This is a genomic window from Achromobacter insuavis (assembly GCF_902859645.1).
Lineage (GTDB): Bacteria > Pseudomonadota > Gammaproteobacteria > Burkholderiales > Burkholderiaceae_B > Achromobacter > Achromobacter insuavis.
In genome coordinates this window covers 57,159-72,623 of sequence record NZ_CADIJR010000008.1, presented here as the reverse complement: position 1 = coordinate 72,623, position 15,465 = coordinate 57,159, and the positions used below count along the sequence as shown (strand labels likewise).

The following is a 15,465-nucleotide window of genomic DNA, read 5'->3' as shown; positions in this document are numbered from 1 at the left end:
TCCGGATGACTGCCGGAACACGCAGAATGAAGAAACAAAAAGACGGTCGCGGCAGGGATAGGCCCGCCGCGACCGCAGCCCACGCGCCCGAGACAGCGCGGGAAAACTCGCGGATGGGTTACGCCGCCAGGGCCAGGTCGGTCTCGGTGGCGAAGTTGTGGCCGACGAGGTCGGCGATGGACATGCTGATGTCCATGTCGTTCTGCGCCAGAGCGCCGAACAGACCGCCATGGGACATGACACCGGCCTTGGCATCGTCCAAGCCATCGACATGGCCGTTCATCAGTCCCCATACGATGTCGTGCACATCGTTGGCACGGCCGTCCGAAACATCACCATAGACCGGCAGGTCGAACGTAAACGTGATGAGCGGATCGACTGCATGCCCGGTCTGATCCACCCCACCGCTCAAGGTAATGGAGTCCAGTACGCCCCAGACGGTGTGGGGCGTCGCGCCTTCGACCTTGGGGCCACTGTACGGCGGGAAGTAGTAGTTCAGCTCACCCGAGGCAACGAAGGCATAGTGGGCAACGTTTTTGCTGGCATAGCCATAGTCGGTGCCGCTGAAGGGGCCGCCACCGAAGAAGCCTCCAAAGTTCTTGCCGACGGTGTGTTCACCGGCGACGCCGTCGTTCTCGAAGACCATCAACATGGATTCCAACGAATCCTCCATCGAGACGCCTTGAGGAAGGTGACTTTCGTCGATAAAGCTGATCGATACAGACATTTTCATGCTCCATTAACTACGGATTCAGTCGAGTAACCCCGACTCCCTTGGCGCCGCGTCACGCAGGCGCCAAGCATGCGAACCATTCGCATGTTCTTTCGAAGAACCGCCATACGCCGGTCCTGGTCAATGCTTGCCCTAGAAGCGCACCTCCATGCCCAACGTGACGGTGCGCCCGGGCGCGAACGTGCGCGCCAGCGCGTCGGAATAGCCTTCCACGTACATGCGATTGGTGATGTTCTCGACCGCCGCCATAAACTTGACGTTGTCATTGGCCTGATAACTGGCATACCAGTCCCAGGTGGTGTACTTGAACCAGACCTGCGCGCCGCCAGTGTCGCGGTTGTACCAACCCTCGCCGCTGTAGTTGAGGCGCACACCCGTATCCAGCTTGCGCTCCAACAGGCGCGCGCCAATCAACACCATGCCCTTATCGACCGGCTTGGCGATGGCGCTGTTGAAAACGAAATTGCCGCATGAGGTCCAGGCATCGGCCCAGGCCTGCCAGGAGTCGTACCCCGCCTCAAGCGCTTCATCGTGCGGCTTCGGATAGCTGCCATCCGACTTGGGCACGTCATACTTGTTTGGCCCTGATCCCAGCGGATACACGTTTTCGCAGAACTTGTTCGGTCTCCCGAGGTAATGCGTGTAACTCACGGCGCCATAGACAAAACCGGCGTCATAGCGCCCTTCCAATTCGAGACCGCGAAACCGGGTGCGAGTGAGGTTGTTGGTAAAGAAGGTCGTGCCCAGTAGCGGGAAGTAGGTCCCCGGGCTGGTCTCGCTTCCCGGCAGCAGACCCATCATCGAGGAAAACAGATAGTTGTCCGCCCGCGTGTCGAAATAACCGGCCTTGAGCGACAGATCGTCGCCCTGCGCCACGACGTCCTTGAAGATGGCATTGACGCCCACTTCCCAGGTTTGCGCGGTCTCAGGTTTCAGGAAGGGGTTGGGTACGATCGTTTCGAAGCCTTCCGTGGGATGACCGCCGGCCATCATCAGTTCATTGATGGCTGGCGGACGCCACGACTTGCCCCAACTGCCATACAACTCCAGCCAGCGGGCGGGGCGGATGGCGGCGGACAGCGACGGCAGCAGCTTGCCGCCGCTGCGGTCGACGTCGTACTCGTACGTGGTGGGCTGATCGTCCCACCAAACGTCTATAAATTGATCCTCAAACTTTCTGCGCGAGAGGTTAATGGGTCTCCGAGTCGGTACTTTGCTGTACATGATCTCGCCCGTGTTCGGGTCACGCCTAAGGGGGTATATAAATCGGCCTGGCTTCTTTGGGTCCGGCACACGGTCGTGCAGAGCTTTGTAGTAGCTATAAGCAGGATTGGAATCCCACCATGCTTTCAAGGCTGCCAGGTCACCGCTTCTCGCCATGCGGCAGCCTTCCCCATAAACCTCAGCCTTGTCCACCTCACCAGGGAGATTGTGCGTATAGCTGCAAAGGTTTTTTTCGGCCGTCCTCAACGAAGTTTGGTGATACGGCGCGGTTCCAGGCATATGTGTCTTGCCTTTGACCCAGTAGCGTTCATAGCGCAAACCCGCTGAGACCGTATAGAAATCGTCTTCCAGCTTCAAATTGGCGAAGATGCTTCCCATGTTGCGGCGTCCTCTCGGGTTGAGAGAGTCCTTACCATCCGCGCCAAAAGGCCTGACTTCACGCCCCTGGTTATTCCAGCGTTGGCTCGAAGTTGCACTATCAGAGAAATACTCGATACCGTAGTGGGCACTGAGCAGCGAGTTCGTACCCAGCAGGAAGCGCGAGGTATTGTCCACCTGCACGCCATGGGTCCGGGTGCGCAAGCGGGTTTCCTTACCGACGCCGTAGTGGCTGCAAATGTCCGTCGTATAGTCGGAGACGTACCCCCCATTATCGGTTTCACATTTGCCGGTGCCGTCGGACTTCCAGTGCTCGAAATGAATGGCCTCTCGAATCGCCACAGGATCGGTTATCCAAGAGCCTCCTCCCGGAGTTAAGACTTTCGGATAATTCGGTTCCGTGTAGTTGCTGACACGGGTATCGACGGCATAGAGCTTCACGTTCAAGTCTAGCCACGGGTTGTCCGCCGGCTTGAGCTTGTAGTCCAGCGCGAAGCTGTCGGACTGCGCCTTGGACGCTCCCAGCGTTCGCCAGGGGGAGCCGCTGTTATCTGGACTCGCCAGCACGGATTCCGCAGTGTACGAATAGTTCACCCGCGTGCCGACATAACTCAATTGCAGGGACGATGCATCATTCAACTTCCAGCGCGCCTTGAACAGGCTGGAATCCTGCTCCTGAGCGGCGAATTTCACATCGTTGAATTCCACCTTGCTGCGCCGGCCGTCGCTGTCACGCACCACTTCCTTGTTCCAGTCGGATTGCCCGCCCCGCAACCCAAACCGATAATCCCCGATAGATCGCCGCGACACCGCCGCCATCACTTCCAGGTTCTCACCCGCGCGCGCCGCGCCCGCCGCGCTGCCGATGAAATTGGTACCGTTCCCCTGATAGCCCATCCCGGACGTGCCCCGCAGCTTCAAGCCGATATCCCTGCCCTCGCGCAGCACATCCCCAAAATCCAGCGTGCGGAAATCCACGCTCCCCGCCATCGCGCCGGTGCCATGCACCCCATGCACCACGCCTCGCTCCACCACGGCCTCGGACAGGAGTTCCGAATCGACATACATTTCTCCATTGCGTTGCATGTGCCCGTTCTGTACGAAATCCTGGCGCATGCCGTCGATCATCATGTTGACGCGGCCGAAGTCCTGCATGCCGCGGATGTTGATCGACAGGCCGGGGTTCTGGCGGTTGACGGCGCTGGCGACGCCGGGGGTGTCCTGGATGAGTTCGGCGGCGTGGCGAACCGGCACGCGGTCCATTTCTTCACGCGTGATAATGCTGACGGCGCGGGGGGCTTGATAGACGCGCTCGTTGACATCGTTGCCGCGAACCACAACGGGCGCCATCGAGTACACCCGCGCACGCGCGCCGGGACCGTTGTCGACCAGTTGCACATTCGGACGGACAGCCCCCGCCGTCCGGCGATAGCGGTAGCCGATGGGGCTGTTTCCCAACAACCTGGTCAGGCCGGTCTCGATGCTGAAGCTGCCCTTCAGCGCGACACTGGTATAGGCCGAGAGATCGACGTCGTTCATGTACAGGTCAACGCCGGACTGGCGCGCGAATGCCAGTACGGCCTGCGCCATCGCTTGCGCCGGGATGTCGAAGACAAACGTCCGCTGACGCTCATCGTCCTTCCGATCAGCAGGCGCCGAGATGCCTGAGGCACGCTCCTGCGTTTGCGCGACTGACACGCAAGGTAGGACTAATGCGCCTGCGGCCAGCATGCGACCCGCAGCACGGAACTTCACCTGTCTTCTCTTCACTTTCGTCTCTGGTTGCCATCGATGCAAACGCGCATCATTACCATTAACGGTTGAGAATCGAACTACAGTAAAAAAAGTTCGGAAAAGACAGTTGCCAGAGGGAGAGCGGCGCGGAGGCGTCCTGACTTCGTCTTACTCAGGACCTGGCGATGGCGCTGCACGCGCCTCGCGATGGATCGCATCGCCGACGCTTTTGGGCCACGGCTGTCGCCCACCATCCAGAGCGCCGTCGGCAAGCGGAAAAGTGCCGAATACAGACCAGCGTTTGTTTTTCCGTTTTACAAACCAGGCTTTGTAAAACCGCACCCGGCGCGCAAGGACTCGACGCTTTTCAGTACAGCACCGTCACCCCCGGCAACCGCAGCTGCGCAAGCTGCATCTCGCCACAGAGCGTGGCCAGTGCGCCGTCGAGGTTATCCAGATGGAACAGCGCGTTCACCGGCCTGCGCGCCGCCGCGCGGTTCGCCAGGATCAGCCGGCCCGGCCGGAAATCGCCGATGCGTTGCAGGACCTGCTCCAGCGGTTCGCCTTCGAAGATGAGATAGCCGTCGGCCCAGGCGGCCCCGCGCGCGGGCGCGACGGCGCTGCGCGCAACGCCACCGGCATGGCTGAAAGTGGCGCTGTCGCCCGAGCCCAGTGTCAGGCTCGCCTCGCCTGACGAGGGCGGCCGGTCCAGCGCGAGGTCTACGCGATGCTGCAACACACCGACCCAGCCATGGCCGGCATCCTGGCGCCGCACGGCGTAGCGCGTGCCCAGCGCGGTCATGCTGGCGCCCGCGCTCGTCACCACGAAACGGCGCGGCTCGGCCGCTCCGGTGGGCGCTGGCGAAAACACCGCTTCGCCGCGCAGCAGGCGCACCCGGCGGGCCATGGCGTCGTATTCCACATCCAGCGCGCTGTTGCTGCCCAGCAGCACGAGGCTGCCGTCGGGCAACGCGAAGGATCGGACTTCGCCGACGCCGCTGCGGTAGTCGGCCAACCAGGGCGCGACGATGTCCGGACCATTGACCGCGCCGGCCGCCACCAGCGCCAAGGCCGTCAGCGCCAGTGCGCGTCGCGATGGCAGCAGACGGCCGGCCCGCCGCCACGACGCGACACAGGCGCGCCAGGGATCGCGCCCAGACCGAGACGCCGGCTGCGCGCAGACCGCCGCGTCGCGGCAGGCGCCTGCCAGGGCCCAGACCATTTCGGCATCGGCCAGAGCCGGGCCATGGCGCGCGTCGCGCGCCAACCAACGATCGAGGCGGCGCTGTTCGGCCGGCGCGAGCGCGCCCGCCTCCAGGCGCACGGCCCACCGGCTGGCCTGGCGGCGCAGGCGCCGTTGGCGGCCGAAGCGGTTCAGCGGATACATGATGGGATCTTCATGAAAGGAATAAACGGCCCGGACGCGAAAGACAGTAAAAAAAGCGCCCAAAGCGCGTATTCATTGCGCGGGCTCATGGATCGTTCCCCAGGCGTTCGCGCATCAGTTCAAGCGCCATGGCCAGGTGCTTCTGCACCGAGCTGGGAGAGATGTCCAGATAGCGCGCGGCCTGCGCATGGCTCAGGCCCTCGACGCGGCAGAGCTTGAAGATCTGGCGCGTGCGTGGCGGCAGTTCAGCCAGGGTCGCGGTCAACCGCGCCAGTTGCCGGCGGACGTGCACGTGCACGTCGGGCGCGGTGCGCGGATCGCGCACGCCTTCCAGTACGTCATCCGACGCCATGTCGGTGCGGGATTGATGATGATTGCGGCGATGGTCGATGAGCAGGCGATTGGCGATGGCGTAGAGATAGGCCAGCGCGGTGTCGTCCAGCGGGACGTCTTCCTGGTGGGCAAGGAGGCGGGCGAAGCAGTCCTGCACCAGGTCGGCGCTGAGTTCGGCTTCGCCGGTCTTCAGGAACAGGTAACGACGCAGCCGCTCGGCATAGGCCGCATACAGGCGCTCGACATCAGGTTGGGGCGCCACGTGCTCGTCGCCGGAAATCTACTCAATCGTGATGAGCGTCAGGGATGGTTGAGCAAGAGACTAGCACCGATAGGGTGCCCTGCCGGTAGCGGCGGCATATGAATTGGTCGGAGATTTGACCTGGACCGGCGTAGCCGTCGGGCGCCCCGCGTCAGGGCCCCGGGGTCGCGCGCAATGCGAGGATCGCTCGCGGTATTTACCGATGTGTTGCCCTACTGGTCGGCGTCGCGCGGCTTGGAGGGACCGCCCTGCACCTTCCAGCCCAGTTCGGCCGAGATGCGCGCCGCCGCGTCCTGCACCACCGTGACCATGTCGTGCATGCGTTCCAGCGACATGTACGGCACCGTGCTGGACACGCTGATGGCGGCGACGATGCCGCTGGAGGCGTCGCGCACAGGCGCTGCCACGCAGCGGATCGACGGCTCGTTGTCTTCCAGGTCGAAGGCGTAGCCGTGGGCGGCGTAGTCGCGCATGCGGTCGCGGAAGGCCTCCCAGGTCTGGCGGCCGCCCGGCGCGCGCGAGGACACCGGCGCGCCGACGCGATGCAGCGCCTTCCATTGCGGTTCGTCGGCATCGAGCAGCAGCGCCTTGCCGACGCCGGTGGCGGCCAAGGGCATGCGATGGCCGACGCGCGAGCGCATCTCCAATCCCTTCTTGCCGGGAATCTTTTCCAGGTACAGCACTTCGTCGTTGTCGCGCACGGCCAGGTGGATGGTGTCGCCGGTCTCGGCGGCGAGGCTGTCCAGATAGGGCCGCGCCAAGGTCGCCATGGGGAAGGCTTCGCGCGCCTGGAAGCCGAGTTCGATCAGTTTCGGGCCGAGCACGTAGCCGACGCCGGGCAGCGAGCGCAGGTAACGCTCCTGCACCAGGCAACTGGCGAGCCGGTGCGTGGTGCTGCGCGCCACGCCGATATGGGCGCAGATGTCCTTGAGATCGCGCGCGCCCGCGGCGACGGCCTGGATCACGCCCAATCCGCGCATCAGGGTCTGCGTGCCGGCGGGGGCCGCGGCGTCGGGATCGTAGGCGGGGGAAGAATCGGACATGGAGGAACAGGTGCTGGAAATCGGGAACGGGGAACGGGAAGCGAGAAACGGGAAGCGAGAGACGGGAAGCTAGAGACGGGAAGCTAGAGACGGGAAGCTAGAGACGGGAAGCTAGAGACCAATCCCTGTATATGGGATTTAATTCTATATTTTGAGATTTTTCAAGCGCTGATCTAGAATTTTTCCCAACCCGCCCCCGCGCCGTCCTGGCGCCGTCGCGGGCCTGACGACAACAAGGTCGACCAGCTCCTGCCGCGCGCGAACGCCTCCCCGCGCCCTCGCCCGCAGCGCGCCGCCGGCCCGAGACGAGACAGATTCTGATGACAACCGGATTGCCTGCCCGCGCGGCCCTGATAGCGCTGGATTGGGGCACCTCTTCGCTGCGCGCCTATCGCCTCGATGGCGCCGGGCGCACGCTGGATACCCGCCATCTGCCGTGGGGCATCATGCGCCTGCCACAGCCCTTGCAAGACGGCGCCGCCACGCCCAGCGGCCAATCGGGCTTCGAACTGGCCTTCGAGCAGGCCTGCGGCGACTGGCTGCGGGCCGAGCCGCACCTGCCCGTGATCGCCTGCGGCATGGTCGGCAGCGCGCAGGGCTGGCAAGAGGCCGCCTACCTGGATGTGCCGGTCGACCTGGAACGCATCGGCACGCTGCTGACGCGCGTCGAGCGCAATGGCGCGACGCCGGTGCACATCGTGCCCGGCCTCATCCAGCGCCACGGCCTGCCCAATGTGATGCGCGGCGAAGAGACCCAGGTCTTCGGCGTGCTGTTCGACCAGGGCAACGATCCCGCCGACAGCGTGCTGATCGGCCTGCCGGGCACGCACTCCAAGTGGGTCAACGCGCGCCGCGGCCAGGTCACGCATTTCGATACCTTCATGACCGGCGAGGTCTATGCCGCGCTGCGCGGCCACACCATCCTGGGCCGCACCATGGTCGAGGCGCCGACCTCCGACATGGCGGCGTTCGAGCGCGGCGTGAAAGTGGCTGGCGTGCCGGCCGGACGCGCCGGCGTGCTGTCGACGATCTTCAGCACCCGCGCGCTGGGGCTGACCGGCGAACTGGCCGGCGTGTCGCAGGCCGATTACCTGTCGGGCCTGCTGATCGGCCATGAAATCTGCGCGCTGGCCGACATGCTGCGGCTGCAGGGCGAGCTGCCGCGCATCGTGCTGTGCGGCGACGACGCGCTGTGCCAGCGCTACATCGTGGCGCTGCGGCACTACGGCCTGGGCACGCCGCAACTGGCGCAACACGCCACCGAACGCGGCCTGTGGCACCTGGCGGTTTCCGCCGGACTGGTGCCCGCACCCTCTTCCTCCGAGACCACATCATGACCCATACCGGACTGCAAACCGCCATGGCCCATTGCGGCCTGATCGCCATCCTGCGCGGCATCACGCCCGCCGAGGCCGTGCCCGTCGCGCAAGCGCTGTACGAGGCGGGCTTTCGCCTGATCGAAGTGCCGCTGAATTCGCCGGATCCGCTGGCCAGCATCCGCGCCATGCGCGACGCGCTGCCGGCCGACTGCCTGGTGGGCGCCGGCACGGTGCTGAACCCCGATGACGTGGCGCGCATCAAGGACGCCGGCGGCGAGCTGATCGTCATGCCGCACAGCGACCTGGCCGTGGTGCGCGCGGCCAAGGCCGCGGGCCTGGCGTCGTGCCCCGGCGTGGCCACGCCGACCGAAGCCTTCGCCGCGCTGGCGGCCGGCGCCGACGTGCTCAAGATGTTCCCCGCCGAACAGCTCGGCCCGGCCGTGCTCAAGGCCTGGCGCGCGGTGATGCGCCCGCCGATCGCGCTGGTGCCGGTCGGCGGCATCACGCCCGACAACCTTTCCACCTACGCCCAGGCGGGCGCCAGCGGCTTCGGCCTGGGCTCCGCCTTGTACAAACCCGGCCTCACGGCCAACGAAGTCGGCCAGAACGCGCGCGCTTTCATCGCCGCCTGGCAACGCGCCTATCCCGCCCAGGAGACCCAAGCATGAAGATCACCAAGCTCACTACCTACATCGTGCCGCCGCGGTGGTGCTTCCTGAAGATCGAAACCGACGCCGGCATCGTCGGCTGGGGTGAACCGGTCGTCGAGGGCCGCGCCCACTCGGTGGCCGCCGCCGTCGAAGAACTGTCGGACTACCTGATCGGCAAGGACCCGCGCAACATCGAGGACCACTGGACCGTGCTGTACCGCGGCGGCTTCTACCGCGGCGGCGCCATCCACATGAGCGCGCTGGCCGGCATCGACCAGGCGCTGTGGGACATCAAGGGCAAGGACCTGGGCGTGCCCGTGTCGCAACTGCTGGGCGGCAACGTGCGCGACCGCATCCGCGTGTATTCGTGGATCGGCGGCGACCGGCCGGCCGACACCGCCGCGGCCGCCAAGGGCGCGGTCGAGCGCGGCTTCACCGCCGTCAAGATGAACGGCACCGAGGAACTGCAGTACATCGATTCGTTCGACAAGGTCGAGAAGTGCCTGGAGAACGTGGCCGCCGTGCGCGACGCGGTCGGCCCCAACGTCGGCATCGGCGTGGACTTCCACGGCCGCGTGCACAAGCCGATGGCCAAGGTGCTGATGAAGGAACTGGACCCGTTCAAGCTGATGTTCATCGAAGAGCCGGTGCTCAGCGAACACTACGAGGCGCTGAAGGAACTGGCGCCGCTGACGTCCACGCCGATCGCGCTGGGCGAGCGCCTGTTCTCGCGCTGGGACTTCAAGCGCGTGCTGGCCGACGGCTACGTCGACATCATCCAGCCGGATCCGTCGCACGCCGGCGGCATCACCGAGACGCGCAAGATCGCCGCCATGGCCGAGGCCTACGACGTGGCGCTGGCGCTGCACTGCCCGCTGGGCCCGATCGCGCTGGCCACCTGCCTGCAGATCGACGCCGGTTGCTACAACGCCTTCATCCAGGAACAGAGCCTGGGCATCCACTACAACGCCGCCAACGACCTGCTGGACTACGTCAGCAACCGCGAGGTGTTCGCCTACGAGAACGGCATGGTCGCGATTCCCCAGGGCCCCGGCCTGGGCATCGAGGTCAACGAGGAATACGTGAAAGAACGCGCGGCGGTGGGCCACCGCTGGCGCAACCCCATCTGGCGCCACGCCGACGGCAGCTTCGCCGAGTGGTAAGCCGGTAGAAAAAAGCGAAAGAGGAGACCCCCTTGACCACCGCCACCCACCCGGGCCTGCAAAGCGCCCAGCGGCCGACGCGCAGCCGCTATCTCATCATGGTGATGCTGTTCATCACCGTCGTCATCAACTACCTGGACCGCAGCAACCTGTCCATCGCCGCGCCCGCCCTCAAGGACGAGTTCGGCCTGGACACGGTGCACGAAGGGCTGATCCTGTCGGCCTTCGGCTGGACCTATGCCGCCATGCAGATCCCCGGCGGCTGGCTGGTGGACCGCGTGTCGCCGCGCGTGCTGTACGCGGCCGCGCTGATCCTGTGGTCGGCGGCGACGTTCTTCATGGGCTTTGCCGGCAGCTTCGTGATCCTGTTCGTGCTGCGCCTGGCCGTGGGCGCGCTGGAGGCCCCGGCCTATCCGATCAACAACCGCGTCGTCACGACCTGGTTCCCGGAAAAGGAACGGGCCACCGCCATCGGCTTCTACACCTCGGGCCAGTTCGTCGGCCTGGCGTTCCTGACGCCGGTGCTGGCCTGGCTGCAGCACCACTACGGCTGGCACATGGTGTTCGTCAGCACCGGCCTGCTGGGCATCATCTGGGGCGTGCTGTGGTACCTGATCTACCGTGAACCGCGCCAGTTCAAGGGCGCCAACGCGGCCGAGATCGAGCTGATCCAGAAAGGCGGCGGCGTGGTCGACCTGGACAAGCGCGTCAATGAAGACGCCCCCACGGCGCGCCCGCAAGACGGGCTTCCTGCCCCCCAAGGGGGCGCCTTTCACCTTGGGGCGGCCCGGCGGCGAAAGAAGGCGCCGTTCAACTGGAACGACCTGGGCCTGGTGATGAGCCAGCGCAAGCTGTGGGGCGTGTACCTGGGCCAGTTCTGCCTGACGTCGACGCTGTGGTTCTTCCTGACGTGGTTCCCCACCTATCTGGTGAAGTACCGCGGCATGGACTTCATCAAGTCGGGCTTCCTGGCGTCGGTGCCGTTCCTGGCGGCGTTCATCGGCGTGCTGTGCTCGGGCGTGCTGTCGGACTTCCTGATCCGCCGCGGCGCCACCGTGGGCCTGGCGCGCAAGCTGCCGATCATCCTGGGGCTGCTGATCTCGACGTCGATGATCGGCGCCAACTTCACCGACTCGACGCCGTGGGTGATCTTCTTCCTGGCGGTGGCGTTCTTCGGCAACGGCCTGGCGTCGATCACCTGGTCCCTGGTGTCGGCGCTGGCGCCGGTGCGGCTGCTGGGGCTGACCGGCGGGGTGTTCAACTTCGTCGGCAACCTGTCGTCGATCTGCACCCCGATCGTGATCGGCTTCCTGGTGTCGAAGGACAGCTTCGCGCCGGCCATCGTGTATGTGTCGTCGCTGGCGCTGCTGGGCGCGCTGTCGTACATCCTGCTGGTGGGCAAGGTGGAGCGCATCGAGGCCTGATCCGCGCGGCATCGCCGCCGCACCGCCACCGCAACGAAGGGCGCCCACGTGGGCGCCCTTCTGCTTTGTATCGTCGATTCGAGCAGAGTTCCGCGCGAGGGATGGCGATATAATCACGTTATGTTATATCATAACTATTGGTAGCCATTCCCAACTCGGCCGGCAACATGCCCGACCGGCCCGCCCCGCCCCTCCCATTGACTCCCCCGCATCTTCGGACGAAGAAGGACTCGCAGTGCTCGAAGCCATCGGCCTGACCAAACGCTACGGCGACCAGATCGCGCTCCACCCGCTGGACCTGCGCATCGAGCCGGGCGAAATCTATTGCCTGCTGGGCGCCAACGGCGCCGGCAAGACCACCACCATCAACCTGTTCCTGAACTTCATCGACGCCGACGGCGGCCAGGCCCTGATCCACGGCCTGGACGTGGCGCGCGAGCCGCTGGCCAGCAAGCGCCACGTGGCCTACATCCCCGAGCAGGTCAATCTGTACGGGACGCTCAGCGGACTGGAGAACCTGCGCTATTTCGCCGCGCTGGCCCTGGGCGAGGCGCCGCCGCGCGCGCGCCTGCTGGAACTGCTGGCCGAGGTCGGCCTCGATCCGGCCGCGGCCGACAAGCGCGTCGCCGCCTATTCCAAGGGCATGCGGCAGAAGGTCTGGATCGCCGTGGCGCTGGCCAAGGACGCGCGCGCGCTGCTGCTGGACGAGCCCACCTCCGGGCTGGACCCGTCCGCCGCCGCCGAATTCACCCGCCTGCTGCAACGCGCCAGCGAACGCGGCGTGGCCATCCTCGCCACCACCCACGACCTGTTCCACGCTCGCCAGACCGCCACCCGCGTCGGCATCATGAAGCGCGGCCGGCTGGTCGAGAGCCTGGACAGCCGGCAGATCGACGACACCGACCTGCAGGCGCTGTACCTGGCGCACATGAGGACCGGCGCATGATTCTGCTGATCGCCCTCAAGGACCTGCGCGAACGCCTGCGCGACGGCCGCTTGTACTGGGCCGGCGGCATCGTCGCGGTGCTGCTGCTGACCGCGCTGGCGGTAGGCTACCTGCACCAGCAGGAAGCGCGCGCCGAACAGGCCGCGGCCCAGAACACCGACTACGCCGACTGGCTCAAGCAAGGCGCGCGCCATCCCCACGACGCCGCCCACCAGGGCATGCACGTCTTCAAGCCCGACACCACCCTGGCGCTGCTGGATCCGGGCATCAATCCGTATATCGGCAGCACCGTATGGCTGCAGGCGCACCGCCAGAGCGAGGTCAAGTTCCGCCCGGCGCAGGACGCCACCGGGCTGCAGCGCTTCGGCGACCTGTCGGCCGCCTGGATCCTGCAGGCGCTGGGGCCGCTGCTGGTGATCGTGCTGGGCTTCAACGCGTTTTCGGGCGAACGCGAGCAAGGCATCCTGCGCCAGACCCTGAGCCTGGGCATCGCCCCGTGGCGCCTGCTGTGGGGCAAGGCCACCGCCCTGGCCATGAGCCTGGGCCTGCTGCTGGCGCCGGCCGCGCTGGCGGCCGGCGTGGCGGTGTGGCTGGCCGGCGGCCGCGCCGACGCGCTGTGGCGCTTCGCCGTGCTGGCGGGCGGCTACGCGATGTACCTGGCCGTCTTCATCTTCGTCACGCTGGGCGTATCGGCGGCGGCGCGCTCGTCGCGCGTGGCGATCACGGTGCTGCTGGCGCTCTGGATCGCCAATACGGTGATCGCGCCGCGCGTGATGGCCGAACTGTCGCGCGGCCTCTATCCCAGCCCGACTCGCCTGGAATTCAACCAGGCGCTGCAGGACGACCTCAAGGCCACCTCCGACCGCGTCTGGATGCAGGCCTTCGGCACCACCGAGCGCTGGAGCCGCGACGTGCCGCTGAACAAGTGGGGCCTGGCGCTCAAGCTCGACGACCAGTCCAGCTACGCCGTCTACGACCGCCACTTCGGCCGCCTGTGGGACACCTGGGAGCGGCAGCAGACCGTGCAGGAAGCGGCCGGCTGGCTGATGCCGCTGCTGGCGGTGCGGGCGCTGTCCGCCGCCATGGCCGGCACCGACTTCGCCCACCACCGCGACTTCACCACCGCCGCCGAACAGCAGCGCCGCGTCATCCAGGACATCGTCAGCGCCGACCTGGTGGCGCACGCCGACACGCAGGAACACCTGCATTTCTCGTATCAGGCCAGCCCCTCGCTGTGGGCGCGCGTGCCGCCCTTCAAGTACCAGCCGCCCGCGGCCGGCTGGGCATTACGCCAGGCGCGCCTGAGCCTGTTGATGCTGGGCGCCGCGCTGCTGCTGAGCCTGCTCTTTGCCTGGCGCGCCGTGGCCCGCCAGACCGCCCTGTAGGAGACCCCTGGTGCACGATACGCAATTTCGCCGCTTCGGGATGGTCCTGCGGCACGAACTCCGCCTGCTGACGCGCGAACGCGCGCTGTGGCTGTGCGGCCTGCTGTTCCTGCTGCTGGTGGGCTACGCGGTCTTCAACGGGCTGCTGCAGACGTCGCTGCGCGACGAGGCCCAGGCCGCGCTGGCGCGCGCCGACGCGCAGAACCGCGCCAGCCAGCTGGCGCAGCTGCAACGCATCATGGACGGCAGCGAAACCCCGACGCCGTTCGGCAACCCGGCCAGCCCCGCCAACATGGGCGGCGGCCTGGGCGCGCACTACGCCATCATGCCGAGCGTGCCGCTGGCGCCGGTGGCGCTGGGCCAGACCGACCTGTTCCCGTCGCAGTTCAAGGTGACCTACGACAGCAAGGTCAACTTCATCCACAACAACGACATCGAGAACCCCTGGCACCTGCTCAGCGGCCATTTCGACCTGGCGTTCGTGGTGGTCTACCTGCTGCCGCTGCTGATCTTCGCGCTCGGCCACAACCTGCTGTCCGGCGAGAAGGAAGACGGCACGTTGCGCCTGCTGCTGTCACAGCCGCTGGCGCTGCTGACCCTGATCAGCGGCAAGATCGCGCTGCGCGCGGCCGTGCTGCTGGGCGCCGCGGTGCTGCTGCCGGTGGCGGCCCTGCTGCTCGCCCGCCCCCAGGCCTTGCAGGCCGCCAGCGCCACGCTGTGGTGGGCCCTGCTGGTCGGCGCCTACGCGCTGTTCTGGTTCTCCGCCGTGGTGGCGGTCAACGCCTTCGGCAAATCCTCGGCCGCCAACGCCATGATCCTGATGGTCGGCTGGGTCCTGCTGGTGCTGGTGGTGCCGGTGCTGCTCAACCTGGCGGCGGCCTACGCCAGCCCCGCGCCGTCGCGCGCGGAGCTGGCCACGCGCACCCGCGTGGCGACGGCGCTGGCGATGCGCGACCACGCCGCCCTGCTCTCGACCGACTACGGCCACATGGACAAGCCGGATGCGCTGATTCCGCGCGACGGCCGTCTGGAAATCACCGGCCGTCCGCTGGGCCATGCGCGGGTCGAGCGCCAGGTGGACGCGGCGATGCAGCCCGAACTGGACCGCTTCGACGCGCAGATGGCGCGCCAGCAGGCGCTGGTGGCGCGCTACAGCGTGCTGTCGCCGGCGGCGGTGGCGTTCGAAGGCATCACCGCGCTGGCGGGCACCGGACAACGCCGCCACGCCGACTTCATGCGCCAGATCGACGCCTATCACCGGGCCTGGAAGGATTTCTTCCTGCCCCGCATCGAGGCCAGCCGCGCCATCGCGCCGGAGGACTTTGCCGCCATGCCGGTCTTCCACTGGCAGGAAGAGGATCCCGCCGCCGTCCGCGCGCGGGCCGTGCGCGCGCTGCTGCAGCTGCTGGCGCCCGTCGCGTTGCTGCTGGCCCTGGCCGGTTGGCGCCTGCGCCGCTATCGCGTGGTCTAGACACAGGTTTTTC

12 protein-coding genes are annotated in these 15,465 nt (G+C 66.4%); 7 read left to right on the top strand and 5 right to left on the bottom strand.

The window, feature by feature from the left end; genetic code table 11:
• Positions 1-118: 118 nt before the first annotated feature.
• The 5 genes from H0523_RS06975 to H0523_RS06955 all read right to left on the bottom strand — a co-directional run bounded on the left by H0523_RS06975 (position 119) and on the right by H0523_RS06955 (position 7,094).
• Positions 119-727, bottom strand: a complete 609-nt coding sequence (locus tag H0523_RS06975) for a heme acquisition protein HasA (RefSeq protein ID WP_054429128.1) — start codon at positions 725-727, stop codon at positions 119-121.
• A 138-nt stretch (positions 728-865) separates the two neighbouring features.
• Positions 866-4,090 (bottom strand): TonB-dependent hemoglobin/transferrin/lactoferrin family receptor, encoded by a 3,225-nt coding sequence (locus H0523_RS06970; RefSeq protein WP_231689911.1) that lies wholly within the window; start codon positions 4,088-4,090, stop codon positions 866-868.
• Positions 4,091-4,436: 346 nt separating this feature from the next.
• Entirely contained in the window at positions 4,437-5,456 is a 1,020-nt protein-coding gene (locus tag H0523_RS06965; protein ID WP_054429130.1) for a FecR family protein, read from the bottom strand.
• Positions 5,457-5,541: 85 nt separating this feature from the next.
• Positions 5,542-6,051 (bottom strand): RNA polymerase sigma factor, encoded by a 510-nt coding sequence (locus H0523_RS06960; protein WP_054429131.1) that lies wholly within the window; start codon positions 6,049-6,051, stop codon positions 5,542-5,544.
• A 212-nt stretch (positions 6,052-6,263) separates the two neighbouring features.
• Positions 6,264-7,094 carry an IclR family transcriptional regulator gene (locus H0523_RS06955; RefSeq protein ID WP_054429132.1) on the bottom strand — a complete coding sequence of 277 codons (831 nt, stop codon included), beginning with the start codon at positions 7,092-7,094 and terminating at the stop codon, positions 6,264-6,266.
• Between the two features lie 320 nt (positions 7,095-7,414).
• Here H0523_RS06955 and H0523_RS06950 point away from each other — a divergent pair, with 320 nt between their 5' ends.
• The 7 genes from H0523_RS06950 to H0523_RS06920 all read left to right on the top strand — a co-directional run bounded on the left by H0523_RS06950 (position 7,415) and on the right by H0523_RS06920 (position 15,452).
• Positions 7,415-8,431 (top strand): 2-dehydro-3-deoxygalactonokinase, encoded by a 1,017-nt coding sequence (locus H0523_RS06950; RefSeq protein WP_054429133.1) that lies wholly within the window; start codon positions 7,415-7,417, stop codon positions 8,429-8,431.
• Positions 8,428-9,081, top strand: a complete 654-nt coding sequence (locus H0523_RS06945) for a 2-dehydro-3-deoxy-6-phosphogalactonate aldolase (protein WP_054429134.1) — start codon at positions 8,428-8,430, stop codon at positions 9,079-9,081. The genes H0523_RS06950 and H0523_RS06945 overlap by 4 nt, the downstream gene beginning before the upstream one ends.
• A complete protein-coding gene (gene dgoD / locus H0523_RS06940) occupies positions 9,078-10,226 on the top strand; it encodes a galactonate dehydratase (protein WP_006391563.1) in 1,149 nt (382 codons plus the stop codon). Before H0523_RS06945 ends, dgoD begins: the two co-directional genes overlap by 4 nt.
• 32 nt (positions 10,227-10,258) lie before the next feature.
• On the top strand, positions 10,259-11,650 hold the full coding sequence (locus H0523_RS06935; RefSeq protein ID WP_054429135.1) for an MFS transporter: 1,392 nt from the start codon (positions 10,259-10,261) through the stop codon (positions 11,648-11,650).
• Between the two features lie 235 nt (positions 11,651-11,885).
• Positions 11,886-12,596, top strand: a complete 711-nt coding sequence (locus H0523_RS06930; protein WP_054429136.1) for an ABC transporter ATP-binding protein — start codon at positions 11,886-11,888, stop codon at positions 12,594-12,596.
• The gene (locus tag H0523_RS06925) at positions 12,593-13,981 is read left to right on the top strand and encodes an ABC transporter permease subunit (RefSeq protein ID WP_054429137.1); all 1,389 of its coding nucleotides are present in this window, start codon (positions 12,593-12,595) and stop codon (positions 13,979-13,981) included. The genes H0523_RS06930 and H0523_RS06925 overlap by 4 nt, the downstream gene beginning before the upstream one ends.
• Before the next feature lie 10 nt (positions 13,982-13,991).
• Positions 13,992-15,452 carry an ABC transporter permease subunit gene (locus tag H0523_RS06920; RefSeq protein ID WP_054429138.1) on the top strand — a complete coding sequence of 487 codons (1,461 nt, stop codon included), beginning with the start codon at positions 13,992-13,994 and terminating at the stop codon, positions 15,450-15,452.
• The last annotated feature ends 13 nt before the right edge of the window (positions 15,453-15,465 follow it).

Bases quoted from the DNA above. Each gene is read 5' to 3' on its own strand.
- H0523_RS06975 (WP_054429128.1), bottom strand. From the start codon at position 727: ATGTCTGTATCGATCAGCTTTATCGACGAAAGTCACCTTCCTCAAGGC.
- H0523_RS06965 (WP_054429130.1), bottom strand. From the start codon at position 5,456: ATGTATCCGCTGAACCGCTTCGGCCGCCAACGGCGCCTGCGCCGCCAG.
- H0523_RS06955 (WP_054429132.1), bottom strand. From the start codon at position 7,094: ATGTCCGATTCTTCCCCCGCCTACGATCCCGACGCCGCGGCCCCCGCC.
- H0523_RS06950 (WP_054429133.1), top strand. From the start codon at position 7,415: ATGACAACCGGATTGCCTGCCCGCGCGGCCCTGATAGCGCTGGATTGG.
- H0523_RS06945 (WP_054429134.1), top strand. From the start codon at position 8,428: ATGACCCATACCGGACTGCAAACCGCCATGGCCCATTGCGGCCTGATC.
- dgoD (WP_006391563.1), top strand. From the start codon at position 9,078: ATGAAGATCACCAAGCTCACTACCTACATCGTGCCGCCGCGGTGGTGC.
- H0523_RS06925 (WP_054429137.1), top strand. From the start codon at position 12,593: ATGATTCTGCTGATCGCCCTCAAGGACCTGCGCGAACGCCTGCGCGAC.